The organism is Streptomyces sp. H27-C3 (genome assembly GCF_030063415.1).
In the GTDB taxonomy this organism is placed as follows: domain Bacteria; phylum Actinomycetota; class Actinomycetes; order Streptomycetales; family Streptomycetaceae; genus Streptomyces.
This window is the reverse complement of sequence record NZ_JASITA010000017.1, coordinates 134,389-157,859: the sequence shown is the minus strand read 5'-3', so window position 1 is coordinate 157,859 and position 23,471 is coordinate 134,389. Positions and strand designations below refer to the sequence as shown.

The window sequence follows — 23,471 nt, the reverse complement described above, 5'->3', positions numbered from 1 at the left end:
CCAAGACATTTCGCGAACGTCCCCCAAGACGTCCTTGGCATCGCCCACTTAGACTCGCGAGTGGCCCATATGGTTACCCTCAAATCACGGTGACCTGTGTCACTTTGTGTGCGTCATGTGAAGGTACGCAGCCGAAGGCTGTTTGTCACTACGAACACCGAGGAAAAGGCCATCGCGAATCCGGCGATCATGGGGTTGAGCAGCCCGGCGGCGGCCAGCGGCAGCGCCGCCACGTTGTAGCCGAAGGCCCAGAAGAGATTGCCCTTGATGGTGGCGAGGGTCCGGCGCGACAGCCGGATGGCGTCCGCCGCCACCCTGAGATCTCCACGTACGAGCGTGAGGTCGCCCGCCTCGATCGCGGCGTCCGTTCCGGTCCCCATCGCGAGCCCCAGGTCGGCGGTGGCCAGCGCGGCGGCGTCGTTCACCCCGTCGCCGACCATCGCGACGCTGCGGCCCTCCGCCTGGAGCCGCTTCACCACGTCGACCTTGTCCTGGGGGAGGACCTCGGCGTACACCTCGGTGATGCCGACCGCGCGCGCCACCGAATCGGCGACGGCCCGGTTGTCGCCGGTCAGCAGGACCGGGGTGAGACCCAGGGCGCGCAGCTGGGCGACGGCCTGCGCGCTGGTCTCCTTCACCGCGTCGGCGACGGTGAGGACGCCGCGCGCCTGCCCGTCCCAGGCGACGATCACCGCCGTACGGCCCTCCGCCTCGGCGTCGGCCTTCGCGTCGGCCAGCTCGCGCGGCAGCTTCGGGCCCGCATCGGCGAGCAGCTCACCGCGCCCGACGAGCACGCGGTGCCCGTCGACCACACCGCGCACCCCGTGCCCCGCGACGTTCTCGAAGCTCTCCGGGACGGGCAGCGGGCCGTGTGCGGCGGCGGCGGCGGTCGCGATCGCGCGGGCGATCGGGTGCTCGGAGGCGTGCTCCAGCGCGCCCGCCAGGCGCAGCAGTTCGGCCTCGTCGGTGCCGGCCGCGGCGACGACGCCCTGGAGCTCCATGTGGCCGGTGGTGACCGTGCCCGTCTTGTCCAGTACGACGGTGTCCACCCGCCGGGTCGACTCCAGTACCTCGGGCCCCTTGATCAGGATGCCGAGCTGTGCCCCGCGCCCCGTGCCGACCATCAGCGCGGTCGGCGTGGCCAGGCCCAGTGCGCACGGGCAGGCGATGATCAGCACCGCGACGGCCGCGGTGAAGGACGCGGTCGGGTCGTCCGTCACCAGCAGCCAGCTGACGAGGGTGGCCAGGGCGATGAGCAGCACCACGGGCACGAAGACCGCGGAGATGCGGTCGGCGAGCCGCTGCACCTGCGCCTTGCCGTTCTGGGCGTCCTCGACGAGGCGGGCCATCCGGGCCAGTTGGGTGTCGGCGCCGACGCGGGTGGCCTCGACGACGATGCGGCCCGAGGTGTTCACGGTGGCGCCGGTGACGGTGTCGCCCGCGACGACCTCCACGGGGACGGACTCGCCGGTCAGCATGGCGGCGTCCACCGCCGACGCGCCCTCGGTGACCGTGCCGTCGGTGGCGATCTTCTCCCCGGGACGTACGACGAAGCGGTCGCCGACGGAGAGGGAGGCGACCGGGACGCGTACCTCGCTGCCGCCTCTCAGCACCGTCACGTCCTTGGAGCCGAGGTCGAGCAGCGCGCGCAGGGCCGCGCCCGCCTTCCGCTTCGACTGTGCCTCCAGGAAACGCCCGAGCAGGATGAAGGTGATGACTCCGGCGGCGACTTCGAGGTAGATCGTCGATGCCCCGTCGGTGCGTGAGGCGGTCAGTTCGAAGCCGTGGCGCATGCCCGTCATGCCGGCCTGCCCGAAGAACAGGGCCCACAGCGACCAGCCGTACGCGGCGAGCGTGCCGACCGACACGAGGGTGTCCATGGTGGCCGCGCCGTGCCTGACGTTGGTCCAGGCGGCCCGGTGGAAGGTCAGCCCGCCCCAGACGACGACCGGCGACGCGAGCGTCAGCGAGAGCCACTGCCAGTTGTCGAACTGGAGCGAGGGGATCATCGCCATCGCGATGACGGGCGCGGAGAGCGGCAGCGAGACCAGCAGCCGCTGCCGCAGCGAGGCGAGCCCGGCGTCCTGGCCCGTGGTCGCGGGCTCCTGCGGCGCGGCGGCGGGCGGCGGTGGTTCCTCAGCCGTGTAGCCGGTCTTCTCGACGGTGGCGATCAGGTCGGGGACCAGCACCCCGTCGACGTAACTGATCCTCGCCTTCTCCGTCGCGTAGTTGACGGTGGCGAAAACGCCGTCCATGCGGTTGAGCTTCTTCTCGATGCGGGCCGCGCACGAGGCGCAGGTCATCCCGCCGATGGAGAGCTCTACCTGAGAGGTGTCCACTATGTGCTGCTCCAGAAAACGGGCCGGGCCGTACAGGACCCAGTATGAACTGGTCCGTACGGCCCGGCCCGACCGGCCTGCGGCGCGGTGGCTCAGGCGCGGCCGGTGAGCTCGTAGCCCGCCTCGTCGATCGCGGCGCGTACGGCCTCGTCGTCGAGCGGGGCCTTGGAGACGACTGTCACCAGGCCGGTGGCGGACACGGCCTGCACGGAGCTGACGCCGGGGATCTCGGAGACCTCGGCGGCGATGGCGCCCTCGCAGTGACCGCAGGTCATCCCGGTCACCCGGTAGACCGTGGTGACGGCGCCCGCCTCGGACTCCGGCGAGGAACTGTCGTGGCAGGAGCCGGTCGGCGAGCAGCAGGAGGCGGTCGGGGTGGTCTCGGTCGTCGTCCCGGTCTCGGCGGTCATGTCGTTCTCCTCTTCGAAGGCGTGTGACTGCATGCGTGTCACTTCACTGCGTGCGTGTGTCACTGTCTGCGCTCCAGACTATACCCCTAGGGGGTATGGGTTCGACCGTCCTGCGGTAGAGATTTCGGTCGGCCCGAACGGCCCGATAATATCCGGTTCGCCCGAACTGCATGTGAGATGGCCCCTATGTCGCACTCGGGGAGAAGGGGCTGCCGGGCGGCCCGGGGGAGGGTGGCGTCGTGGTGAGGGCATGGGTGGGCCCCGTACCGATCTGCGATCGGTACGGGGCCCACCCATGCCCTCAGTCCTTGCGGCCTCTGTTGCCAGGCCTGCGTGACACCCAGGTGCGGATGGTGTCCGCGTACCAGTAGGGCTTGCCCCCCTCGACGTGATCGGGTGGCGGAAGCAGCCCGTGCTTGCGGTACGAGCGCACGGTGTCCGGCTGGACACGGATGTGCGCGGCGATCTCCTTGTACGACCAGAGCCTGCGGTCAGTCATCGGTGGCACCTCCCTGCGTGCGCCTCAACCTTGGCCGGGGGGCCATTGGGGGAGCTGGGGCGCGAACGCTGGCGATCACTCAGCCTGTGCCCGTTGAACGACGCAGAGTGACGGTAAGGGAGGGGCTGTTGAGGGCCTGTGACGTAAGACCCGCGTAGTGGAGACATGTGTGACAGGAACCGCACGGATGTGACATTTGTGATGCATGGGCAGAGAGGGTGCAGGGCGACTCCTGTCTACGCGCCGCAGGAACGGAGGAATCGGCGGGTGCGCCGCGCGATCGGCAGCGGCTTGTCCGGCGGGCACGGGTACATGTCCTGCTCGACGATCGCGAACAGCTCGGCGTCCAGCCGCTGCGCCGCCGCCAGTACGGGCTCCAGCGCGGGCACCCCGGTCGGCGGCTCGCACATCACGCCCCGCCCGACGGCCGGCCCGAACGGCACCCCGTCCGTGACGACATCGGCCAGGATCCGCGGGTCCACCTGCTTGAGGTGCAGATAGCCGATCCGCTCCCCGTACGTCTCGATCAGCTTGACGCTGTCTCCGCCGCAGTACGCGTAGTGGCCCGTGTCCAGGCAGAGCGAGACCAGGGAGGGGTCGGTCGCGTCGAGGAAGCGGTTGACGTTCTCCTCGCTGTCGATGTGGGTGTCCGCGTGCGGATGGACGACGATCTTCAGCCCGTACCGCTCGCGCACCTCCCGGCCGAGCCGCTCCGTCTGCGTGATGAGCGAGCGCCACTGCTCGGGGGTGAGGGTGTGGTCCTCCAGGACCTCGCCGGTCTTGTCGTCGCGCCAGAAGGACGGAATGACGACCAGGTGCTCCGCGCCCATGGCCCGGGTCAGCTCGGCGATGTCCGACACGTGCTTCCACGTGTCGTCCCAGACCCCACTCCCGCGATGCAGCCCCGTGAAGACGGTGCCGGCGGACACTTTGAGGCCGCGGCGCGCGGTCTCGGCGGTGAGGCGGGCCGGATCGGTCGGCAGGTAGCCGTACGGGCCGAGTTCGATCCAGGGATAACCGGCCTCGGAGACCTCGTCGAGGAACCGTTCCCAGGGCACCTGCTGCGGATCTTCGGGGAACCACACACCCCAGGAGTCGGGGGCGGAACCGATCCGGATGCGGGTCAGCGCGGGCACGGAAGCGGGGGCGGCGGAAGTGCTCATGAAAGCCAGCTTTCCGGCCGTTGGAGAAGGGTGTCAAGGGTTCGTCCGAATGTCAGGACAAAATGTTGACAGGGCGCGGCCGGGCCGACTAGACCTGGTTCCGCCGCAGAACCGGAGGGACGCGCATGTCGCCCAATTCATCTTCGTACGACTCACATTCGTGCGGCCCGCATGCGCACGGCCCGCATGGGTACGACCTGATCACGATGGGCCGGATCGGAGTGGACCTCTATCCGCTGCGGGCCGGGGTCGCGCTGGCGCAGGTCGACACCTTCGGCAAGTTCCTGGGGGGCTCCGCGTCCAATGTCGCGGTCGCCGCGGCCAGGCTGGGCCGGCGAACGGCGGTGATCACCCGCACCGGACAGGACCCGTTCGGCGACTACCTCCACCAGGAGCTGGGGCGGCTCGGGGTCGACGACCGGTGGGTGACGGGCGTCGCTGACCTGCCGACCCCGGTGACCTTCTGCGAGATCTTCCCGCCCGACAACTTCCCGCTCTACTTCTACCGGCAGCCCAAGGCCCCGGACCTGGAGATCCACACCGACGAACTGGACCTCGACGCGATCCGTACGGCGCGGATCTTCTGGATGACGGGCACGGGCCTGAGCGCCGAGCCGAGCCGCGGGGCGACGCTGGCGGCGCTGGCCGCGCGGGGCGGGGACGCGGGCCTGCGATCCGCGGGGGCCGGCGCGGATGCCCAGGACGCCGGCAGGTCCGGCGGTGATGAGTCCCGCGACGGCGCCCCCGCCGGAATCACCGTCTTCGATCTCGACTGGCGGCCGATGTTCTGGGCGGACCCGGACGCGGCCCGCCCCTACTATGCCGAGGCCCTGCGGCACGCCACGGTCGCCGTCGGCAACCTCGACGAGTGCGAGGTCGCCACGGGGGAGCGGGAGCCGCACGCCGCCGCCCGCGCCCTGCTCGCCGCCGGGGTCGAGCTCGCCGTCGTCAAGCAGGGGCCCAAGGGAGTCCTGGCCGTCCACCGGGACGGCACGACGGCCGAGGTGCCGCCCGTCCCCGTGCAGGTGCTCAACGGGCTCGGAGCGGGCGACGCGTTCGGCGGGGCACTGTGCCACGGGCTGTTGGCCGGCTGGGACCTGGAGCGCACCATGCGGTACGCCAACGCGGCGGGCGCCATCGTGGCCTCCCGCCTCGCCTGCTCGTCCGCGATGCCGTATCCCGGAGAGGTCGCCGAGGTGCTCGCGGGCGGCGAAGTCCCGGCGCAGGCACCGCCCGTGGAGGCGCAGGGAGCGGAAGCGGCCGAGGGAGTCGAGGGAGAGCAGGGAGCCGGGGAGGCGTGGGCGCCCGTACGGCCGCCACAGGCCGCCACCGAGCCGCACGCGCCCGTACGGCCGCCGCACCCCGCGCGACTCCGGGGGCGGGAGCCCCAACCGCCGCCCCCCGCCCCCGGAGTCGCGCCGTGAGCGCCGGGATCCGCATCTCCGAGCTCGTACGGGTGCGCACCCTTCACCCCGAAGCCGTCGCCGAGGCCGCCGCGCGGCGTCGGCGACGGCCCCTGGTCGGCGCCAGCGGGCGGCTCATGATCATCGCCGCGGACCACCCGGCCCGCGGCGCCCTCGGGGTCGGCGACCGCGAGTTCGCCATGGCCAACCGCGCCGACCTGCTGGAGCGGCTCTGCCTGGCCCTCTCCCGCCCCGGCGTCGACGGCGTACTCGCCACCGCGGACATCCTCGACGACCTGCTCCTCCTCGGCGCCCTCGATGACAAGGTCGTCGTCGGCTCCATGAACCGCGGCGGGCTCGCGGGCGCCGCCTTCGAGCTCGACGACCGCTTCACGGGCCACCGCGCCGAGGACCTGGAGCGGCACGGCTTCGACGCGGGCAAGCTGCTCCTGCGCATCGACTACGAGGACGCCGGATCGCTCAACACCCTCCACTCCGCCGCCCGTACCGTCGACGGGATGGCGGAGCGGCGGCTTCCGGTCTTCGTCGAGCCGTTCATCTCCCGCCGTGTGGCGGGCAAGCTGCTCACCGACCTGAGCCCCGAGGCCGTCACCCGCTCCATCGCCATCGCGTCCGGGCTCGGCGGCTCATCGGCGTACACCTGGCTGAAGGTCCCCGTCACCGCGGACCCCGACGACATGGCCCGGGTCATGGAGACCTCGACGTTGCCCGCGGTGCTGCTGGGCGGCGAGGTCGGCGGCGACCAGGACGGCGCGTACGAGAAGTGGCGCAAGGCGCTGCGGCTGCCGACCGTGCAGGGGCTGGTCGTCGGCCGCTCGTTGCTCTATCCGGCCGACGGAGACGTGACGGGGGCGGTCGACACCGCCGTGGGGCTGCTGTAGGAGACGGTGAGGGACGGGTAGGGACACCTCATGACGACGGACGACAGAACCAGGGGCAACGCCGGTGACGACGACGTGAACGACGTGAACGACGTGAACGACACGCATGTACGGGCCGGGACCGCGGCCCGCGGGCCGTACGCCCTGGACATCGACCCCAAGAGGGCCGGCTGGAGCCGTTCCAGCCTGCGCGTGCTGGAACTGGCGGCCGGTGGCTCCCAGCTGCTCGCCGCCGGGGACAGCGAGTGGATCGTGCTGCCGCTGACCGGCGGCTGTACGGTCCTCGTCGACGGAGAGATCATCGAACTGCGGGGCAGAGACAGCGTGTTCAGCGGAGTCACCGACTTCGCGTACGTGCCGCGCGACGCCCACGCCCAGATCGCCTCCGGTGCGGGAGGCCGCTTCGCCCTGGCAGGAGCGAGGTGCGAGCGACAGCTCCCCGCCCGCTACGGCCCCGCGCCGGAGGTACCCGTCGAGCTCCGCGGCACCGGCAACTGCTCGCGCCAGGTCAACAACTTCGCCGCCGCCGACACCTTCGACTGCGACCGGCTCATCGCCGTCGAAGTCCTCACCCCCGGCGGCAACTGGTCCTCGTACCCCCCGCACAAGCACGACGAGCACCGCCCCGGCGAGGAGGCCGAGCTCGAAGAGATCTACTACTTCGAGATCGAGGGCAGGGAGGTGGCGGAAAGCTACGGGGGCGGCGGGGAAGGCCTCGGCTACCACCGCGTCTCCCCGTCCCGACCCGGCGGTACGGACGTACTCGCCGAGGTCCGCTCCGGCGACGCCGTCCTGATCCCCGACGGCTGGCACGGCCCGTCCATCGCCTCGCCCGGCCACACCCTGTACTACCTCAACGTCATGGCGGGCCCGGGGGACGAGCGGCAGTGGCTGATCCGCGACCACCCCGACCACGGGTGGATCCGCGACACCTGGCCCGCACAGCCCGTTGATCCGCGCCTGCCGCTGTACGGACCGGAGGACCCACGATGACCACCCCCCGAGCCGACACCGGCGGACCCGCGAAGGGCCGCACCCGCCGACTGACCACCGCCCAGGCCCTGGTCGCCTTCCTGGCCCGTCAGTACACCGAGCGCGACGGTGTTCGCAACCGCTTGATCGCCGGCACCTGGGGCATCTTCGGCCACGGCAATGTGGCGGGCATCGGCCAGGCCCTCCTGGAGCCCGGCTCCGCCGACATGCCGTACTACCAGGGCCGCAACGAGCAGGCCATGGTGCATGCCGCCGTCGGATACGCCCGCCAGAGCGGCCGGCTCTCCGCGCACGCCGTGACCACATCCATCGGCCCCGGCGCCACCAACCTCGTCACCGGCGCCGCCCTCGCGACCATCAGTCACATCCCGGTGCTGCTGCTGCCCGGCGACACCTTCGCGACCCGCCCCGCCGACCCCGTACTCCAGCAGCTCGAAGTCCCGTACGCCGGTGACATCTCGGTCAACGACTGCCTGCGCCCGGTGTCCCGGTTCTTCGACCGCGTCGGCCGCCCCGAGGCGCTGATCCCCGCCGCGCTCGGCGCGATGCGCGTCCTGGCCGACCCCGCGCAGACCGGCGCGGTCACGCTCGCGCTGCCGCAGGACGTGCAGGCCGAGGCGTACGACTGGCCGGAGGAGTTCTTCGCGGAGCGCGTCTGGCGGGTCCGCGCCCAGGAGCCCGACCAGCATGAACTCCTCGACGCGGTACGGGCTTTCAGGGAAGCCCGCCGACCCCTGCTGATCGCGGGCGGCGGTGTCCACCACAGCGGCGCCGAGTCCGCCCTGGCGAGCTTCGCCGAGGCCACCGGCGTCCCTGTCGCCTCCACCCAGGCGGGCAAGGGCTCGCTCCCGTACGACCACCCCTGCGATGTCGGCGGCATCGGCCACACCGGAACCGCCACCGCCGATGAACTCGCCCGCACCGCCGACCTGGTGATCGGCGTCGGCACCCGCTACTCCGACTTCACCACCGCCTCCTCGACCCTTTTCGAGGACCCGGACGTCCGCTTCCTCAACCTCAACATCACCGGCTTCGACGCCCACAAGATGGCCGCCATGCCCCTGGTCGGGGACGCCCGCATCGGGCTCCAGGTCCTCAAGCAGGCGCTCAAGGGCCACCGTGTCCCCGACGCCCACGCGACCGGGTACACCGAGGCCAAGGCGCGCTGGGAGGAGCGGGTCACCGCCGCCTACGCCGTGCCCGACGAGGATGCCCGCCCCACCCAGGTCCAGGTCCTCGGCGTACTCGACAGCCTGGTCACGCATGACGACATCGTCATCAACGCGGCCGGATCGCTCCCCGGTGACCTGCACAAACTGTGGCGGACCAGGTCCCGCGACCAGTACCACGTCGAATACGGCTACTCCTGCATGGGCTACGAGATCCCGGCCGCGATCGGCGTACAGCTCGCCGCCCCGCACCGGCCCGTCTGGGCCCTGGTGGGCGACGGTACGTACCTGATGAACCCCACCGAAATCGTCACCGCCGTCCAGGAGAGCCTCCCCGTCAAGCTCGTGATCCTGCAGAACCACGGCTACGCCTCCATCGGCGGCCTCTCCGAGTCGGTCGGCGCCGAGCGCTTCGGCACGGCCTACCGCTTCCGTGCCCCGGACGGTTCGTACACCGGCGGGCCGCTCCCAGTGGACCTGGCCGCCAACGCCGCCTCTCTCGGCCTGCATGTCATTCGTGCCAAGACCGTGCGTGACCTGCGGGAAGCCCTCGCGGAGGCGCGTTCGTCGGAGCGGCCCACATGTGTCTACGTCGAGACCGAAACGGCAGACACAGTGTCGGGCCCGCCGCCGGCCCAGGCGTGGTGGGATGTTCCTGTGGCCGAGACCGCGACCCGACCGTCGACGATCAAGGCCCGGGAGGAGTACGACCGTCAAGCCACCGCGCGACGCCGCCATCTCTGACCGACCCGCCTGCAATACAAGGAGTTCTGGGATGAAGACGATCAACCACTTCATCGGCGGCAAGGCCGTCGAGGGCGCGTCGGGCAACTGGGGCCCGGTCACCGACCCGGCCACCGGCGCCGTGACCACCCAGGTGGCGCTCGCCTCCGTCGAAGAGGTGGACGCGGCCGTCGCGTCCGCCAAGGCCGCGTACGCGACCTGGGGCACCGCGTCCCTGTCCGCCCGTACCGCCATCCTCTTCCGGTACCGCGCGCTGCTCGACGCTCACCGCGACGACATCGCCGCGCTGATCACCGCCGAGCACGGCAAGGTGCACTCCGACGCGCTCGGCGAGGTCGCCCGCGGCCTGGAGATCGTGGAGCTGGCCTGCGGCATCACCACCCAGCTCAAGGGCGAGCTGTCCACCCAGGTCTCCAACCGGGTCGACGTCTCCTCGATCCGCCAGTCGATCGGCGTCGTCGCGGGTATCACGCCCTTCAACTTCCCGGCCATGGTGCCGATGTGGATGTTCCCGCTGGCCATCGCCTGCGGCAACACCTTCGTACTCAAGCCCAGCGAGAAGGACCCGTCCGCCGCGGTGCTGCTCGCCGAGCTGGCGTCCGAGGCCGGTCTGCCCGACGGCGTACTGAACGTGCTGCACGGCGACAAGGTCGCGGTCGACGCGCTGCTGGCCCACCCGGACGTGGCCGCGGTCTCCTTCGTCGGCTCGACCCCGATCGCCCGCCACATCCACGCGACGGCCTCCGCCAACGGCAAGCGCGTCCAGGCGCTCGGCGGCGCCAAGAACCACATGCTGGTTCTCCCGGACGCCGACCTCGACGCCGCCGCCGACGCGGCGGTGTCCGCCGCCTACGGCTCGGCGGGCGAGCGCTGCATGGCGATCTCCGCGGTGGTGGCGGTCGGCGCGATCGGCGACGAGCTGGTCGAGAAGATCCGCTCCCGCGCCGAGAAGATCAAGATCGGCCCCGGCAACGACCCGGCGTCCGAGATGGGCCCACTGATCACCGCGGCCCACCGCGACAAGGTCGCCTCGTACGTCACGGGCGCGGCGGCGCAAGGCTCCACGGTCGTCCTGGACGGCACGGGCCACACCGTCGACGGCTTCGAGGACGGCCACTGGATCGGGCTGTCCCTCCTGGACCACGTCCCGACGGACTCCGACGCGTACCGCGACGAGATTTTCGGCCCGGTGCTGTGCGTCCTGCGCGCCGACACCTACGAGGACGGCCTCGCCCTCATCAACGCCTCGCCGTACGGCAACGGCACCGCGATCTTCACCCGCGACGGCGGCGCGGCCCGCCGCTTCCAGCTGGAGGTCGAGGCCGGCATGGTCGGCGTGAACGTGCCGATCCCGGTCCCCGTCGGATACCACTCCTTCGGTGGCTGGAAGGACTCGCTCTTCGGCGACCACCACATCTACGGCAACGACGGCGTGCACTTCTACACCCGCGGCAAGGTCGTCACGACCCGCTGGCCGGACCCGGCGGACGCCCCCTCCGGCGTCGACCTGGGATTCCCGCGCAACCACTGATCCACTGCCGATACCCTCGGCCCCCGGCCCGTACGGACCCCCCTCCGTACGGGCCGGGGGTTTTTTCGGCTGATGCGGGTTTTCTCCGTACCGCGTGGGCGTGTGCATGACACTTCCGGTTTCGTCCGCCGCCGATTCGCGGGCGATCATCTTCTTCTGTCACTGCGGCGTGCGAGGGCACGGGATAACGGTTGGCGGCCGCGCGGAGGTGGCGGGCATGCTGTCCGCATGCTGATCAGAGAAGCCACCCCCGAGGACTGGCCCGCCGTCTGGCCGTTCTTCCACGAGATCGTCGCCGCCGGGGAGACCCTCACGTACCCGCTGGAACTCGGCGAGGACGACGGCCGTGGCTGGTGGTACCTGGCCGCCCCGAACCGAACGGTTGTCGCCGTCGACGACGACGGCACGGTCCTGGGCACCGCCAAGATGAACCGCAACCACCAGGGCAACGGCTCACACATCGCGAGCGCCACCTACCTGGCGGACCCGAAGCACTCGGGCCGCGGCGTGGGCCGGGCGCTCGTCGAGTACAGCGTGGCGTGGGCGCGGGCGGAGGGGTACCTGGCGATGCAGTTCAACGCGGTGGTCGAGACCAACGTGTACGCCGTGAAGCTGTACGAGTCGATCGGCTTCAAGGTGATCGGCACGCTGCCCGAGGGGTTCAACCACCCCACGAAGGGCTACGTCGGCGTGCACATGATGCATCTGGCCCTCTGATGACGGGGACGCACCGCGTACGGGCCCTCCACACGGAGACCACGGTCACCGTCTATCAGGCGTACGCCCCCGGACTCGGCCTCCCGGCCGCCCGCGACGGCCGCTTCCCGGCGGCCTGGAAGCGGGACCGCATGACGTGGATCAAGCCGTCGTTCCTGTGGATGATGTACCGCTGCGGCTGGGCGGAGAAGGAGAACCAGGAGACGGTCCTGGCTGTCGAGATCAGCCGCGACGGTTTCGAGTGGGCGCTGCGCAACGCGTGCGTGTCCCACTACGTGCACGGGCTGCACACCGACGAGGCCGCCTGGAAACGGGAGCTGAGGCAGGCACCTGCCCGCGTCCAGTGGGACCCGGAGCGCGATCTGCACCTGAACGCGCTGCCGCATCGCTCGCTCCAGCTCGGCCTGGCGGGCGAGGCGGCGGGCCGTTACGCGGACGAGTGGACGCTGTCCATCACCGACGTCACGCCCCTGGCCCACGAGATCCACGCCTTGGTCCGCTCCGGAGACCTGGACGCCGCGACCGCCCTGCTGCCGAGGGAAACGGCGTACCCGGCGGGGGACGAGCTGCTGGGGCACCTCACGGTGGGGTGAGGGGCGTCTGGGCACAGGCTGACCTACTCCGCCTCGATGCCGTAGTCCTTGAACAAGCTCTTCCTGGCCGCCCGTGCAGCCCTTGCCGCCGCCGACGAAGTCCCAGTCGCCGGTGGATGATCCACGGGCCCCCGCATGTGCCGTCCGCCGCATGCTGATACAGGATGTCCAGGCCGAGGCCCGAAACTCAGAATCGTTCAGCCGCTTCAAGATCGCGTGAGGGACGGGCGATACGTACATGCGCCTTCAGCGCTCCCGTGACCGGTACAGGTCGCGGAGCAGGGCGATCTCGGCTCCGTGGTGCAGCAGCTCCTGGTTGACCCACCACACGATGTCGACGAAGGGCTCTTCGGCGTCGCTGCCGTGGGGGTAGGTGCAGTACCCCACAGTGTCGAGCGCGGTGTCGTCGGCGCTCAGCAGGGCCTGCCGCCAGGCCGAGGCGGCCTCTTCGAAGGCCGCGACCGCCCCCGCGGCGTCCCCGCAGACGAGGGAGTCGTCGCGGGTCCTCGCGTGGTCACCGGCCGTGTGGTCGGCGCGGAGCGACACCATTTCGCTGATGTGGCTCAGGCGCCAGGCGATGCTGGTGAAGGGCGGCGGCCACGGGTGCGGATGCGGCGCCGCGTCGCGCCCCCACTCGCCGGCGCCGGCCAGGAGCGTCGCGCGCTCACCAGGACCGTCCGCGCGCCGCCGGACCGACCAGCAGGCGGGCACCGGCTCCCAGAGGTATTCCTCATCGGTCATGGGGCCGACCTTGGTGTCCGTCCCGTCGCCACTGTCCATGACAGGCCCCGACAGGCGGCCGACGAGGCGCTCGCAGGCGAAGTCGAACTGTTCCAGCAACGGGACCAGCCGAGGTGGGATCACTGGACGCTCCTAGGGTGCGCTGCCCGGCCCTCGAAGGGGACGAGGAGCCACCGGCTCGTCACCCTGGCACAGCCGACACCGCACCGCACCCTCCTTTTTGGGCCCGCGAGCACCGGCCGTGGCGAGCACCGGCCCGTAGCGGGTGGCGAGGCCGGGATCGCCGGGCGGGCAGCGGCCCGACGCCCGGGAACTCACCCGAACGTCCAGGTCAGCATCGCGAACTCGCCGTCGTCCTTCGCCTGCGCCGAGCGGTACGTCGCCAGCGCCGCGTCGTTGTCCAACTCCACCCCGACCCACATGTCGTAGCAGCCGAGCTCGCGCGCGTACGAAGCCAGGGCCTGGGTCAGGGCCCGGCCGAGGCCCCGGCGGCGGTACTCCTCGTCGACCGACAGCTCGTACAGGCACATCTCGGTGCCCTTGTCCGGGTGGTGCATCTCGATGCCCGAGACCATGCCGGCCGGCGCCCCGTCGACGTACGCGATGAGCATCAGGTGGCCGGGCGCGGCCAGGAAGCGCTCGGCCCACTCGGGGCGGGTCGGGCCGTCGTAGAGGTGCTCGGCGGCGGTCAGCTCGGCCACCGTCGTCGCGCGCCGGATCCGGGTGGCCCGGGAGCTCTCCGGGCGGGGGTCCGTACCGTTTCCCATGAGGCGCTTCCTCCTGCCGGCCGGGGGTGTGACTACCACGGCCGCCGTATGCGGGCGGGGCTCTGTACTCCCTGAGGAGGTCGGAGAGTCCCCCTGGCGGCAGCTTAGGGCGGGTGCGGGGCAGCTTAAAATCCAGGTATGGATTTTCGATTCCCCCTCAGGCCCGGGCGGCGGGTGCTCCTCAGCACGGCCGCTGCCCTCGCCGTTCTCGTGGGCGCAGGCACCTGGACAGCCGTCGCATCCGACGGACAGCCCGCCGTGCACCACGAGCAGCGGACGATGAGTGTGGACGGGGCGAAAATCGACACCTCGTACTTCACGGCCGGCGGTGGTGACAGCGAAGGCAAGCGCCCCGCCGTCCTCCTCGGCCATGGCTTCGGCGGCAGCAAGAACGACGTAAAGGCGCAGGCCGAGGACCTGGCGCGCAAAGGGTACGCCGTGCTGACCTGGTCGGCGCGGGGCTTCGGCAGGTCGACCGGCGAGGTCGGGCTCAACGATCCGGACCGCGAGGTCAAGGACGTGTCGAAGATGATCGACTGGCTGGCCGGCCGCCCCGAGGTGCGGCTCGACGCCGCCGGTGACCCGCGCGTCGGCGTCAGCGGCTCCTCGTACGGCGGGGCGATCTCGCTGCTCGCCGCAGGTCACGACAAGCGCGTCGACGCTGTCGCCCCGCAGATCACCTACTGGAACCTGGCGGACGCGCTGTTCCCCGACGGGGTCTTCAAGAAGCTCTGGGCCGGGATCTTCATCAACACCGGCGGCGGCTGCGAGAAATTCGAGAAGCAGCTGTGTGAGATGTACGAACGGGTCGCCGTCGCCGGAAAGCCGGACGCCGCGGCCCGCGACCTGCTGGAGGCCCGCAGCCCCTCGGCCGTCGGCGACCGCATCAAGGTGCCCGCCCTCATCGTGCAGGGCCAGAGCGACTCCCTCTTCCCGCTCGGCCAGGCCGACGCCATGGCCAAGGCCATCGGTGACAACGGCACACCCGTCGCCGTCGACTGGATCTCCGGCGGCCACGACGGCGGCAGCCGCGAGACGGCCCGCGTCGAGGGACGGATCACCCATTGGTTCGACCGCTACCTCAAGGACGACAAGGGCGCCGACACCGGCCCCGCCTTCCGCGTCACCCGCACCGGGGGCGTCGACTCCACCAACGGTTCCGCCCAGCTGCGGGGCGCGTCCAGCGACAGCTACCCCGGGCTCGAAAGCGACGGGAAGGCCCTGAAGCTGGGCGGGAAGCGTGAGCAGACCTTCGCCAACCCGGCCGGCGCCGCGCCCCCCGCCATCTCCGCGGTCCCGGGCGTCGGAGCCCTCTCCCAGCTGTCCGGGCTCGGCGTCGGGCTCTCCCTCGACTTCCCCGGCCAGAACGCCCGCTTCGAGACCGCGCCGCTCACCTCCGACCTGCGCGTCACGGGCAGCCCGACCGTCAAGGCCAGGGTCAAGTCGGACGGCGACGACGCGGTGCTGTTCGCCAAGGTGTACGACGTGAGCGCCGACGGCAGCCAGCAGGTGCTGCCCAGCCAGCTCGTCGCGCCCATCAGGGTCGCCGGTTCCGGCGCCAAGGACGGCGCCACCGTCGACCTCACACTCCCGGCGATCGACCGCGAGGTCAGGGCCGGGCACCGGCTGCGCGTCGTCCTCGCCACCACCGACCTCGGATACGCCTCCCCGGTCGACCCGGCGAAGTACACCGTCTCCCTCGAAGGCGACGCGGCCCTGACCGTGCCCACCGCGCCCGGCACGACCACCCAGGCGACCCCGCTGCCCTGGTGGGTCTGGGGGCTGCCCGCCGCGGGCCTGGCCGTGGCCGTCGTGCTGCTGCTCACCGCCCGGCGACGCACTCTGGCGCCCGCGCCCGACCCGACGCTCGCCGAGGTGCCGCTGGAGATCACGGACCTCACCAAGCGGTACGCGAAGTCCGCCGACCGGTACGCCGTACGCGACCTCTCCTTCCGGGTCGAGAAGGGTCAGGTGCTCGGGCTCCTCGGGCCGAACGGCGCGGGCAAGACCACCACGCTGCGCATGCTGATGGGCCTCATCAGGCCCGACAGCGGCGAGATCCGCGTCTTCGGGCAGGCCATCAGGCCGGGCTCGCCCGTCCTGTCGCGCGTCGGCTCGTTCGTCGAGGGCGCCGGCTTCCTGCCGCACCTGACCGGCCGTGCCAACCTCGACCTGTACTGGCAGGCCACCGGCCGCCCCACCGAGGACTCGCACATCGAGGACGCCCTGAAGATCGCGGGGCTCGGCGACGCTTCCCCAAGCTCTCAGCTTCGTTCGAGCGGGGGAGACCCCATCGACCGTGCCGTGCGGACGTACTCGCAGGGCATGCGGCAGCGCCTCGCCATCGCGCAGGCCATGCTCGGCATGCCGGACCTGCTCATCCTCGACGAGCCGACCAACGGCCTCGACCCGCCGCAGATCCGCGAGATGCGCGACGTCATGACCAAGTACGCGGCCGGTGGACGGACCGTCATCGTCTCCAGCCACCTCCTCGCGGAGGTCGAGCAGACCTGTACGCATCTGGTCGTGATGGACCGCGGACGGCTGATGCAGGCCGGACCCGTCGCGGAGATCACCGGCGGCGACGACACGCTGCTCGTGACGGTGGACGGCGACCTGACCGAGGCGGTGGCCGGGAAGGTCGCCGCGCTGCCGGGCATCGTGTCCGCCGTACGGACCGAAGAAGGCCTGCTCGTACGGCTGGACGGCGCATCGCCGAGCGCACTCATCGGCGAACTCGTCCGGCTGGACGTGCCGTTGACGGGTGTCGGGCCGAACCGTCGCCTGGAGGACGCGTTCCTCACCCTGATCGGAGGCTCCGCGTGAGCAGCAGTGGCACCAAGAGCGTTGACGCAGAGCCCGTCGAGCCCACCGAACCCACCGCGCCCGTGCTGTCCGCCCCCGGATACCGGGCCGGTCACACCCTCCCGCTGCGCGTGGAGGCCGTGCGGCAGTGGCGCAGGCGGCGCACCATGGTGATGGCGCTGATCCTCGGTGCCCTGCCCCTCGTGCTGATCGTGGCGTTCGCGATCGGCGGCTCGCCCGAGGCCGAGGGCGGCCGGGTGACGCTGATGGACACCGCCACCGCGTCCGGCGCCAACTTCGCCGCGACATGCCTGTTCGTCTCGGCGGGCTTCCTGCTGGTGGTGCCGGTGGCGCTGTTCTGTGGGGACACCGTTGCGTCCGAGGCCGGCTGGTCCTCGCTGCGTTATCTGCTGGCGGCGCCCGTGCCCCGCGCCCGGCTGCTGTGGAGCAAGCTCACCGTCGCGCTGGGCTTCAGTCTGGCGGCGATGGTGCTGCTGCCGGTCGTGGCGCTGGTGACGGGATCGATCGCGTACGGCTGGGGCCCACTGGAGGTGCCGACGGGCGGCTCACTGCCCGCCGGGGACGCGCTGCCGCGCCTGGCGATCGTCGTCGCCTTCATCTTCGTCTCCCAACTGGTCACCGCCGCGCTGGCGTTCTGGCTGTCGACGAAGACCGACGCCCCGCTGGGCGCGGTCGGCGGCGCGGTCGGACTGACGATCGTCGGCAACGTTCTCGACCAGGTCACCGCGCTCGGTTCCTGGCGCGACTTCCTGCCCGCGCACTGGCAGTACGCCTGGGCGGACGCGCTCCAGCCGCAGCTGGAATGGGCCGGCATGCTCAAGGGCGGGGCGGTCTCGGTGTCGTACGCGCTGGTGCTCTTCGCGCTCGCCTTCAGGGGGTTCAGCCGGAAGGACATCGTGTCCTGACCTGATCCGCCCGCTGCCTTCAACTGCCCCGGACTTCCAGCGCCCCGGCCTTCACCGCACCCCTTCCAGCGCCCCGCCTTCCACGGGCCGTTGCCGCATCGAGATCCATCCGCAACTCCTTCGACTGCATTTTCGGGCCGCCCCGTACGTCACATTGGCAAGTGCTGACGATCCAGGGGGTGCGGAATGAAGATCTGCGCAAGGACGTACAGGGGACTTGTGACGGGGGCGCTGGTCGGCGGCCTGATGCTCACCGGCTGCACCGGCACGGACGGCGGTGCGGCCAGGAGTGAACGCGGCGGCGGGAGTCGGGCCGACGACGGGAAGGGCCGCAGCGGCGGGACGGACGGGCAGTACGCGCCCGGCCCCTCCCATCCGTCCGCCGCGCCAGGGACGCGGTCGGGCAGGCGAGCCGCCTGAAGGGCTGAGGGCTGGGGGCTGAAGGTCGCGGGGGAGCGGGAGGCGTCGGTCGTCCGAACTTTCGAAAAGGCGGCTGCGCCCTCGCTCCCGCCGGGCCATGATGTCCGGCATGGCACCTCTTCTGCTCGGTCTCGCGATCGTTTCCACCGGCTTGTACGCCGGATTCATGCTCGTTTTCCTGACCGGGATCATGCCTGCTCTGGGTCGGCTCACGGACGAACAGTTCGTCGCGGCGATGCGACGTATCAACGAGGACATTCCGCGCGCCGTGTTCGTGACGGTCATGTTCGCCTCGGTGGCCTTTCCGGTGGCCGCGCTCGTCGTCCCGGTCGATGACCGGACGGGCACGGGGGCGGCGCTGCTGATCGCCGGGCTCGTGTGCGTGTTCCTCAACCACCTGATCACCGCCGCCGGGAACATCCCCCTCAACAACGCGCTCGCGGCATCAGAGGCGCAGGGCACCGCCGACCACGAGGTGCGCGAGGCCTTCGAAGTCCGCTGGAACCGCTTGCACCTGGTGCGCACGCTGCTGGTGACGGCGGGCTTCGCCCTGGTGGTCGCCTCCGACCTGTAACCCCGAGCGCTTGTGGCCCCGTGCCTCGGGGTCTCGCAACCCGGGGTCTCGCGATCTCCGGCACTCCTTCCACGAGGAAGCGCTTGCTGGTGGACACGAACGCCGACGGCCGCTCGGAGCTGGTCGTGGGCGCGCCCGGCGAGAACGCGGGCGCGGGCTCCGTATGGGTCCTGCCGGGCACCACGGCGGGCATCACCGCCACGGGGTCCTTCACCTTCGGCGCGGGGACCCTGGGCGCGGTCGCACCGGGCGCGGCCTCGGGGACGTCCTTCAACCGCTGATGTCCGGACTGGCCGAACTCCGGCCACTGAGGCCCGGATTCGCCCGAGGGAGCCTCAACCGCGGGGAGTGGACCGCACCTGCTCGGGGAAGGAGCCCCGCCGCGACGGGGGATGCGCGGCGGGACTCCACCATCGAGTGCCCGAGTCTCGGCGGGGTATGCGCCGGCTATCGCACGTGTGTCATCAGGGCATAGAGCACGACGTTGCCCTCGTACCCGGTCTTCTTCGAGTAGCCGCCGCCACAGGTGATGAGCCGCAGCTCGGGCAGGCCCGTGTTGCCGTAGACACGCTTGGCGGGGAAGCCGTCCTTCGGGACGACCTCGATGCCGTAGATCTCGAACACGGCGACGCGGCCGTCCGCGCGGGCCACCTCGATGTGCTTGCCCTTCTTCAGCGCGCCGAGGCCGAAGAAGACGGCGGGACCGGCATCGCTGTCCACGTGCCCGACCAGCACGGCCGTACCGCCCTCGCCGGGGGTGACGGCCCCGGTGTAGAGCCCCGCGAGATTCTTGGCGTCCTTGGGCGGCGCGTCGAGCCAGCCGTCGGCGTCCAGGCCGACATCGGTGAGGGGCGCGTCGACCTGGATCTCCGGAATCCTGACCCGCTCGGGCCGGGACCGGGGGAGAGGATCGGCGGGCGGCGTGTCGGTACGGAGCACCGCGGCCCCCGCGTCGGGCTGTGGGGGCCCGTCGGTGGCCTCGGAGGTGCCGTTGCGTATGAGCAGGAACCCGGCCAGCACCGCCAGCACGACCATCGTCCAGGAACCGCGCTGTCGCGACACCGGCTCAGGCGCTGTCACCGGCGTTGCCGCTCCGGCGGCGGCGGAGATACACCCCGAAGCCCAGGGCGCCGGCGAGCACGGCGGAGCCCGCCGCGATCTGAAGGGGATCGGCATCGGAGAAACTGCCGCCCGCACCGGCCTTGACGCCCTTGTGGACGTCGCCGGTCCGCGTACCCGTGCTGGTGTTCGTGTGCTGGTCGCCGCCGGCGATGGTGAGGGTCGTGGTCCCCTTCTCGCCCTTGCACTCGAAGGTCACGTCGTACTGGGCACCGGGCTTGGCATCCGGGTAGACCTGCGCGGTCCCCGGCTTCCCCTCCTTCAGTGTGACGTCGTCGAAGACCGGCGCCATCACCTTCACGGTCGGCACCTGGCATTCGGTGGCGTTCAGGGTGACGGTGCCGCCGGCCGCGATGGTCGAGGGGGTGACGGTGAAGCCGAAGGAGGTGATGTTGTTGTTCCCGTCCTCGGCGACAGCCATCGGCACGGCGAAGGAGAGGGCGGCGACACCGAGCAGAGCGGTGGAAGCGACACGTAGGGCACCTATGGAACGCACAGCGAATCCTCCAGATCTCAAGGGGGCAATGACCCCTTTGCTTCACAGAAGGCTAGGTTTGCGCGCCTGCGGCGACCACTCGGGTCGTCCGAACGGCTCACTCGTACGAGCCCGCCAGTGGGGATTGGCGCTACCCAACCCTTCGGCCGTCATGGCTACGACGCACTGGTGCGTGACGTACTCGCTGTCCCAGGTGCGGAGCGTGGCACCCCGCTGGTCTCAGTCTCCCGCTGCGGCGTGACGGACGGCCTGCCGTTGGCTGCCCACTGGGGCCGGAGGGTCTGGTGCGGGCGTGGCGGCCTCGGTGGATGATGACCTGGCCGTGATCGGGGCCTGGGGAATGGTGGTCAGCCACTTGATCCGTAACTCCAGCCGGATCGGCCGACGTCGGTATGTGACCCGGTTCGAGCAGCGTCACCGTGTATTCACCGTGGCCAACCGCAGAAACCCGGTGACCGCCGGACAGGGTCGGACCGCGCCGGACCGTCCTCGTGATCATCAGGGGGGCGGCGCTTACCTGTCCGCTACGACACCCTCGCTAGCCTGCGAAAAAACCCTCCACGAGGGAGGGTTGGTTGTGGTGCCCCCGGCAGGACTCGAACCTGCGGCCAAGCGCTTAGAAGGCGTGCGGACACTGCGCCGCGATCAAGTCTGCGACCTGCGCGTTTGTTTCGATTTCCCGGCGGCGCTGGCGGCGCTTCGACCCGCAATCGACCGGAGGAAGATCAAAAGAGTGGGGGGCAGGATACGGCTGAGGGATACCGCGAGCCGTCGTGGTCCGGCTTCCAGCCAGTCCAGAAGCCAAGGCGGCCCCCACGTACACCCGGGCGCATGGGACTCTGGAGACGAACGGCGGACGTCGGAAGAAGGAGAGCGAGTGTCGACGCAGCCAAGCCCGCGGGGAACCTTCTTGCAGATCGCTGAGGCAGTGAAGGCGGACATCGAGAAGGATTCGGGCATGACGGAGCTGCCGTCACTGGCCGACATCATGCGCGAGTACGACGTCTCGCGCGGAGTGGCGCTCAGAGCCTTCCGCGTACTGCGCGAGGAAGGGGTAGCCGAGCCCGTACCGGGCGCCCGATGGAGAGTGCTCCGGGACGGTCAGGCGGAGGACCGCCGGCCGTTGGCCGACCGCATCGCGGACCTGGTCGAACATGAGCGGCTGAGGGTTGGGGCGGAATTCTTGAGCGCTTCCACGCTGAGCGCCAGGTTCGGAGTTTCGCGACCGACGATCAGCAAGGCACTCGACAAGTTGGAAGCTGCCGGACTGCTGTCAGAAGGCGGGCAGGGCAAGGTGCGGACCGTACGCGCCCTGCCGAGCCGAGAGGAGCGTTCCCCATCTTGAGCATCACAGGACTGGCCGACTGGGCCTATCCGGTCGCGGAGTCGTTGCTTGCCGAGCCGTTGCCGCGACGCTGGGCACATTCACAAGGGGTGGCGGAGCGAGCGCGGTCGCTCGCCCCGATGCTCGGCACGGACGCGGACCTGATGGAGGCCGCCGCGGTAGTCCACGACATCGGGTACTCACCGGACTTGGCCAAGACCGGCTTTCACCCGCTGGACGGGGCTCGGTACCTCCGCAGTGTGGTCCACGCTGACGAGCGTCTCGTGCGCCTCGTGGCTCACCACTCCTGCGCGTGGATGGAAGCGGAGGCGCGCGGCATGCGCGAGGAACTGGAAGAAGAGTTCCCGCGCGAGCACGACCACCTCAATGACGCGCTCTGCTACTGCGACATGAACACGACGCCTGACGGGACGCCGACGAACCCTGTGGACCGGGTGAACGAAATCGCCGGTCGCTACGGACCCGACAGCTTGATCGGGACGTTCATCCGTCGCGCCGAGCCGGAGATCCTGGCCAGCACGGCGCGCGTCCTCACACGCCTCGCCACAGTCGAGCGTCAGCCGATGTAGGGAGTACTCCGCCCCTGGTCCATCGCGTGCTCGATGCGAAGCCGCATGGTGGGGTGAACGTCGTACGACGTCAGGTCCGTTGGGTCTACCCAGCGGACCTGAGTCGTCTCGTCACTCGTCTGGATCTCGCCGCCGACCGGCCGCGCGCGGAAACAGATGCTGAACTGCTGCCGAGCCTCGCCATCGTCGTAGAGCATCACGTGTCCGGGGTCGGTGTAGATCCCGGACATCCCGATGACTTCGGCCTTGATGCCGGTCTCTTCCCAGACCTCCCGCACGACTGTGTCACTGATGGACTCGCCAACGTCGTGCCCGCCGCCGGGCAGGGCCCACCGGCCGTTGTCCGAGCGCTGGATCATCAGCACCTGACCAGTGTCGTTCTGCACGAACGCAACGACGGATGGCACGACCGAGTTGGCCGGCGGCGCGTCAGGGTCGTGCAGATAGTCAATGCGTCCCATGCTCAAGCTCCCGAGATGTCGTTGTCCGTGACCTGGCGACCGCCGGTCCAGGTGTGTTCGATGCTATTCGCGTACGTGTCGAAGAGGCCGCCGCCGGGGAGCCGCCGCAGGTGCAGGACAGGGGCTAGGTACGCGCCGATTCCGTAGACGTGCGTGTTCACCAACATCTCGTCATCGGCGCGGAACAGTGAGTTGTAGAGCGTCGCGCCGTGGAGCCGGAAATCGATGTCCGGATGGCTGTCGAACAGAGGCCGGTAGTTCATCAGGGCGTTACGGATCTTCCCGTCCATGATGCGGTGGCCCTCATCTATGCCGCGCTGCTGGACGGCCGGGCAACCTGGGTCCCCCAGCAGAATGCGGACCTGCGCCCCAGCCTCCGACTTCATGCGGAGGAGCCCGATGAACTGCGGGTCCTCGGACATCCACAACCCGGCGTAGGCAAGCAAGTCGATGCGATGCGACGCGCGCCCGTACATCTCGCGCCACAAGCCGGCCGGGACCATGTGGCGATGCGGGTAGACGGTGAGGATCTCCGCGCGGCTCAGGTCCGTCGAAGTGTCGACGGCGCGAGCGTCCTCCCACAGCGTCGTGACGTCGACTTTCAGCGTTGACGCGGTGGCGTATTGGTGCCGCCGATATGGCACTTTCCCCTGCGTGATCCAGCGTTCGACCGTCTTCGGGTTGACCTCGATCGCTTCTGCGAGTTGCTGCACGGTCAGGCCCTGAGCCAAGAGCGCCGAGCGTAAGCGTTCGTTGGGCATCTCCACCCCCGGTGGGACTTCTTG

24 protein-coding genes are annotated in these 23,471 nt (G+C 70.5%); 14 read left to right on the top strand and 10 right to left on the bottom strand.

The window, feature by feature from the left end; all coding sequences use genetic code 11:
* Positions 1 to 113: 113 nt before the first annotated feature.
* From QMK30_RS19210 to QMK30_RS19195, 4 genes are all read right to left on the bottom strand, one after another.
* The gene (locus tag QMK30_RS19210) at positions 114 to 2,303 is read right to left on the bottom strand and encodes a heavy metal translocating P-type ATPase (RefSeq protein ID WP_502963169.1); all 2,190 of its coding nucleotides are present in this window, start codon (positions 2,301 to 2,303) and stop codon (positions 114 to 116) included.
* Positions 2,304 to 2,431: 128 nt separating this feature from the next.
* Positions 2,432 to 2,749 (bottom strand): heavy-metal-associated domain-containing protein, encoded by a 318-nt coding sequence (locus QMK30_RS19205; RefSeq protein WP_283519512.1) that lies wholly within the window; start codon positions 2,747 to 2,749, stop codon positions 2,432 to 2,434.
* A gap of 301 nt (positions 2,750 to 3,050) precedes the next feature.
* Positions 3,051 to 3,248, bottom strand: coding sequence for a helix-turn-helix transcriptional regulator (locus QMK30_RS19200; protein WP_215128394.1), 198 nt, complete (start codon positions 3,246 to 3,248; stop codon positions 3,051 to 3,053).
* Between the two features lie 236 nt (positions 3,249 to 3,484).
* Positions 3,485 to 4,411 carry a sugar phosphate isomerase/epimerase family protein gene (locus QMK30_RS19195; RefSeq protein WP_283519511.1) on the bottom strand — a complete coding sequence of 309 codons (927 nt, stop codon included), beginning with the start codon at positions 4,409 to 4,411 and terminating at the stop codon, positions 3,485 to 3,487.
* A gap of 125 nt (positions 4,412 to 4,536) precedes the next feature.
* Between QMK30_RS19195 and QMK30_RS19190 the strand changes: the two genes are divergently transcribed.
* The 7 genes from QMK30_RS19190 to QMK30_RS19160 all read left to right on the top strand — a co-directional run bounded on the left by QMK30_RS19190 (position 4,537) and on the right by QMK30_RS19160 (position 12,463).
* Positions 4,537 to 5,835, top strand: coding sequence for a 5-dehydro-2-deoxygluconokinase (locus tag QMK30_RS19190; protein ID WP_502963165.1), 1,299 nt, complete (start codon positions 4,537 to 4,539; stop codon positions 5,833 to 5,835).
* Positions 5,836 to 5,843: 8 nt separating this feature from the next.
* Entirely contained in the window at positions 5,844 to 6,716 is an 873-nt protein-coding gene (locus QMK30_RS19185; RefSeq protein WP_502963168.1) for a Cgl0159 family (beta/alpha)8-fold protein, read from the top strand.
* A gap of 30 nt (positions 6,717 to 6,746) precedes the next feature.
* Positions 6,747 to 7,709 carry a 5-deoxy-glucuronate isomerase gene (iolB, locus tag QMK30_RS19180; RefSeq protein ID WP_283519509.1) on the top strand — a complete coding sequence of 321 codons (963 nt, stop codon included), beginning with the start codon at positions 6,747 to 6,749 and terminating at the stop codon, positions 7,707 to 7,709.
* Positions 7,706 to 9,622, top strand: a complete 1,917-nt coding sequence (gene iolD / locus QMK30_RS19175) for a 3D-(3,5/4)-trihydroxycyclohexane-1,2-dione acylhydrolase (decyclizing) (protein WP_283519508.1) — start codon at positions 7,706 to 7,708, stop codon at positions 9,620 to 9,622. The genes iolB and iolD overlap by 4 nt, the downstream gene beginning before the upstream one ends.
* 31 nt (positions 9,623 to 9,653) lie before the next feature.
* Positions 9,654 to 11,153: a CoA-acylating methylmalonate-semialdehyde dehydrogenase gene (locus tag QMK30_RS19170; RefSeq protein ID WP_283519507.1), complete on the top strand. Its 1,500-nt coding sequence runs from the start codon at positions 9,654 to 9,656 to the stop codon at positions 11,151 to 11,153.
* A gap of 228 nt (positions 11,154 to 11,381) precedes the next feature.
* Positions 11,382 to 11,870 carry a GNAT family N-acetyltransferase gene (locus QMK30_RS19165; protein ID WP_283519506.1) on the top strand — a complete coding sequence of 163 codons (489 nt, stop codon included), beginning with the start codon at positions 11,382 to 11,384 and terminating at the stop codon, positions 11,868 to 11,870.
* Complete coding sequence (locus tag QMK30_RS19160) at positions 11,870 to 12,463, top strand: DUF4291 domain-containing protein (RefSeq protein WP_283519505.1); 594 nt, start codon at positions 11,870 to 11,872, stop codon at positions 12,461 to 12,463. The genes QMK30_RS19165 and QMK30_RS19160 overlap by 1 nt, the downstream gene beginning before the upstream one ends.
* A gap of 246 nt (positions 12,464 to 12,709) precedes the next feature.
* Here QMK30_RS19160 and QMK30_RS19155 read toward each other — a convergent pair whose 3' ends face one another.
* Both QMK30_RS19155 and QMK30_RS19150 read right to left on the bottom strand, forming a co-directional pair.
* Complete coding sequence (locus tag QMK30_RS19155; RefSeq protein ID WP_283519504.1) at positions 12,710 to 13,327, bottom strand: DinB family protein; 618 nt, start codon at positions 13,325 to 13,327, stop codon at positions 12,710 to 12,712.
* Between the two features lie 191 nt (positions 13,328 to 13,518).
* The gene (locus QMK30_RS19150; RefSeq protein WP_283519503.1) at positions 13,519 to 13,971 is read right to left on the bottom strand and encodes a GNAT family N-acetyltransferase; all 453 of its coding nucleotides are present in this window, start codon (positions 13,969 to 13,971) and stop codon (positions 13,519 to 13,521) included.
* 138 nt (positions 13,972 to 14,109) lie between these two features.
* Between QMK30_RS19150 and QMK30_RS19145 the strand changes: the two genes are divergently transcribed.
* The 5 genes from QMK30_RS19145 (at position 14,110) to QMK30_RS19125 (ending at position 18,977) form a co-directional block, all read left to right on the top strand.
* The gene (locus QMK30_RS19145; RefSeq protein WP_283519502.1) at positions 14,110 to 16,797 is read left to right on the top strand and encodes an alpha/beta fold hydrolase; all 2,688 of its coding nucleotides are present in this window, start codon (positions 14,110 to 14,112) and stop codon (positions 16,795 to 16,797) included.
* 62 nt (positions 16,798 to 16,859) lie between these two features.
* On the top strand, positions 16,860 to 17,702 hold the full coding sequence (locus QMK30_RS19140; protein WP_283519527.1) for an ABC transporter permease: 843 nt from the start codon (positions 16,860 to 16,862) through the stop codon (positions 17,700 to 17,702).
* 186 nt (positions 17,703 to 17,888) lie between these two features.
* A complete protein-coding gene (locus tag QMK30_RS19135; RefSeq protein ID WP_283519501.1) occupies positions 17,889 to 18,122 on the top strand; it encodes a hypothetical protein in 234 nt (77 codons plus the stop codon).
* Between the two features lie 109 nt (positions 18,123 to 18,231).
* Positions 18,232 to 18,696, top strand: a complete 465-nt coding sequence (locus QMK30_RS19130; RefSeq protein ID WP_283519500.1) for an anthrone oxygenase family protein — start codon at positions 18,232 to 18,234, stop codon at positions 18,694 to 18,696.
* Between the two features lie 89 nt (positions 18,697 to 18,785).
* Positions 18,786 to 18,977 carry an FG-GAP repeat protein gene (locus QMK30_RS19125; RefSeq protein WP_349362082.1) on the top strand — a complete coding sequence of 64 codons (192 nt, stop codon included), beginning with the start codon at positions 18,786 to 18,788 and terminating at the stop codon, positions 18,975 to 18,977.
* A 166-nt stretch (positions 18,978 to 19,143) separates the two neighbouring features.
* On the opposite strand, the gene QMK30_RS19120 is transcribed toward QMK30_RS19125, so the two are convergent.
* Together QMK30_RS19120 and QMK30_RS19115 are read right to left on the bottom strand one after the other, a co-directional pair.
* Positions 19,144 to 19,731, bottom strand: a complete 588-nt coding sequence (locus QMK30_RS19120) for a class F sortase (protein ID WP_283519526.1) — start codon at positions 19,729 to 19,731, stop codon at positions 19,144 to 19,146.
* 31 nt (positions 19,732 to 19,762) lie between these two features.
* Positions 19,763 to 20,311: a hypothetical protein gene (locus QMK30_RS19115; RefSeq protein ID WP_283519499.1), complete on the bottom strand. Its 549-nt coding sequence runs from the start codon at positions 20,309 to 20,311 to the stop codon at positions 19,763 to 19,765.
* Positions 20,312 to 21,188: 877 nt separating this feature from the next.
* Between QMK30_RS19115 and QMK30_RS19105 the strand changes: the two genes are divergently transcribed.
* Together QMK30_RS19105 and QMK30_RS19100 are read left to right on the top strand one after the other, a co-directional pair.
* Entirely contained in the window at positions 21,189 to 21,656 is a 468-nt protein-coding gene (locus QMK30_RS19105) for a GntR family transcriptional regulator (protein ID WP_283519498.1), read from the top strand.
* Complete coding sequence (locus QMK30_RS19100) at positions 21,653 to 22,225, top strand: HD domain-containing protein (RefSeq protein WP_283519497.1); 573 nt, start codon at positions 21,653 to 21,655, stop codon at positions 22,223 to 22,225. The genes QMK30_RS19105 and QMK30_RS19100 overlap by 4 nt, the downstream gene beginning before the upstream one ends.
* Here QMK30_RS19100 and QMK30_RS19095 read toward each other — a convergent pair.
* Together QMK30_RS19095 and QMK30_RS19090 are read right to left on the bottom strand one after the other, a co-directional pair.
* The gene (locus QMK30_RS19095; RefSeq protein WP_283519496.1) at positions 22,213 to 22,686 is read right to left on the bottom strand and encodes an NUDIX hydrolase; all 474 of its coding nucleotides are present in this window, start codon (positions 22,684 to 22,686) and stop codon (positions 22,213 to 22,215) included. The two genes, QMK30_RS19100 and QMK30_RS19095, sit on opposite strands and share 13 nt — an antisense overlap.
* Before the next feature lie 2 nt (positions 22,687 to 22,688).
* Positions 22,689 to 23,447: a helix-turn-helix domain-containing protein gene (locus QMK30_RS19090; protein WP_283519525.1), complete on the bottom strand. Its 759-nt coding sequence runs from the start codon at positions 23,445 to 23,447 to the stop codon at positions 22,689 to 22,691.
* Positions 23,448 to 23,471: the final 24 nt, after the last annotated feature.